The organism is Streptomyces sp. NPDC002265, from assembly GCF_040296125.1.
Taxonomy (GTDB): Bacteria; Actinomycetota; Actinomycetes; order Streptomycetales; family Streptomycetaceae; genus Streptomyces.
Genome location: NZ_JBEOWS010000656.1, coordinates 1 through 1,997 on the forward strand (window position 1 = coordinate 1; position 1,997 = coordinate 1,997).

1 protein-coding gene and 1 pseudogene are annotated in these 1,997 nt (G+C 77.9%); both read right to left on the reverse strand.

Annotated features, from left to right (window positions below; all coding sequences use genetic code 11):
• Positions 1 to 291: 291 nt before the first annotated feature.
• On the reverse strand, positions 292 to 1,689 hold the full coding sequence (locus tag ABT085_RS46000; RefSeq protein ID WP_351623138.1) for an FAD-dependent monooxygenase: 1,398 nt from the start codon (positions 1,687 to 1,689) through the stop codon (positions 292 to 294).
• Positions 1,690 to 1,697: 8 nt separating this feature from the next.
• Positions 1,698 to 1,997, reverse strand: a pseudogene (locus ABT085_RS46005) (MAB_1171c family putative transporter); the annotation flags it as partial.

Consider the following 1,997-nt stretch of genomic DNA (forward strand, 5'->3'; position numbering starts at 1 on the left):
GCGCAGCTGGTCGTGGGCCGGTACGGCGTTCGGCCCGAGGCGTACGGCCCGCAGCCGCCTCGCGGGCCGACACGGGCTTGGCCCGAGGCACGTGGCGCGCGGACTGCAGCCGGTCGTGGGCCGGTGCGGCGCTCGGCCCGAGGCGTACGGCCCGCAGCCGCCTCGCGGGCCGACACGGGCTCGGCCCGAGGCACGTGGCGCGCGGCCCGCAGCCGGTCGTGGGCCGGTACGGCGTCCGGCCCGAGGCGCGCGGCCCGCAGCCGCCTCGCGGGCAGGCGCGGTGCTCGGCGGTCAGCCGGCCGGCTCCATCAGCCGGCGTTCCTCCCGCGTCAGCGGGGGGCCCGGCAGCGGGGGCAGGAGGGGGCCGTTGAGGACCGCCAGGAGGGTGGCGGGCCGTAGCAGGCGGCCAGGGCCCGCCAACAGGCTCGTCACGTCCCACAGGGCCGCCGCCGCGCCGGGGGAGCCGGTTGCCGCCAGGGTCAGCCGCCGGGCGAAGCCGGTGACCACACGGTCCCCGAGGCCGGGCCGGGCGCCGCGGGTCCCCGGGTACCAGACGTCCTGGCCGACGGCCGCCGCCCAGGCCGCGTCGACCGGCCGGGCGGCCCCGCGCTGCACCCGGCGGGCCAGCCCGGCGGCGCCGACCCCGCCGGCCGCCAGTTCGCGGTGCAGCACCCGGGCACCGAGCGCCGCCACCGTCATGCCCTGCCCGTACGCCGGGTTGAAGGTGGCCAGCGCGTCGCCGAGCACGACCAGGCCCTCGGGCCAGTCGCGGACCTTCTCCAGGTACCGGCGGTCGTTGCGGGTGCTGCGGCTGAGGTGCACGTCGGTGAGGGGTTCGGCCGCGGCGATCAGCCTTCCGACCACGGGGTGGGGCAGGTCGAGGGCGTAGCGCAGGAAGCCCTCCGGGTCGGCAGGCGGCTCGCCACCGCGGGTGCCGCCGAGGCTGACCATCCAGCGGCCGCCCTCGATCGGCAGGATCATCCCGCTGCGGCCCGGCCGGGACACGTACGGGTCGGCCTGGACGACCGTCATGGGGAAGCGTTCCGCGCCCTCGGGGGCGCGGTACACCCGGGTGGCGTTGACCAGGCCCGTGTCCACGGTCCGTTCCCGGACGCCGGTCACCCCCAGCCCGCCCAGCCAGTGCACCACCCGTGACCCGCGGCCGCTCGTGTCGACGACGAGGTCCGCGGCGAGGTCGGACTCGCCGGCGTCCTCCGCGCCCTCGGCGGCCACGCGTACGCCGGTCACCCGGCCCGCGTCGCCGAGCAGGCCCACGGCCCGGCCCCGCCGGATCACCACCCGCGGGTCCGCCGCCACGGCGGCCCGTACCACCCAGTCCAGCAGCGCCCGGCTGCACGCGATCAGCCGGGGGCCCTCGTCCTGCCAGCGCCGGAGCCAGCCCTCGGAGGTGAGCGCCACCATGTCCCGGCCCAGGGAGAGTTCGTGGGCGCCCGCGGCGAGGAGCTGCTTGCGTATGCTCGCGCCCGGCACGACCTCCTCCATCGCGGCCAGACCGCCGGCCATCAGGACATGGGAGTGGCGGCCCTGGGGCAGGCCCTTGCGGTGGGCGGGTCCTTCGGGCAGCTCGTCGCGCTCCAGCACGATCACTTCGTCCGCACTGGTGGACAGCGCGGCCGCGGCCAGCATGCCGGCCAGGCCGGCACCGATGACGACAGCTCTGCGCGTCATGGGGCTCCTCAGGGTCGGTCGGGGGTCGCCGTCACGGTACCTTCACGTACCGCGGTGACAGGTGATGATCGCGTGAACTCCTGAGCCAGTTCGACCAGTTCGGTCAGCCCGCTGGTCCCGGAGGTCCTGGTCGCCCGCAGCCGGTACCCGCTCGGCACGTCGAAGGGCCGCGACCGCGCGGCGGCATGGCGCGCGGCGGCGGCGAGCATGGCCGCCTCCGCCGCGACCCGCGCCCGGTGCGGGGTGCGGCCCGCGCGCAGGGCTGCGTCGAGGGCCCGTTCCCGGACCCGGAGGACGAAGTACGGGGC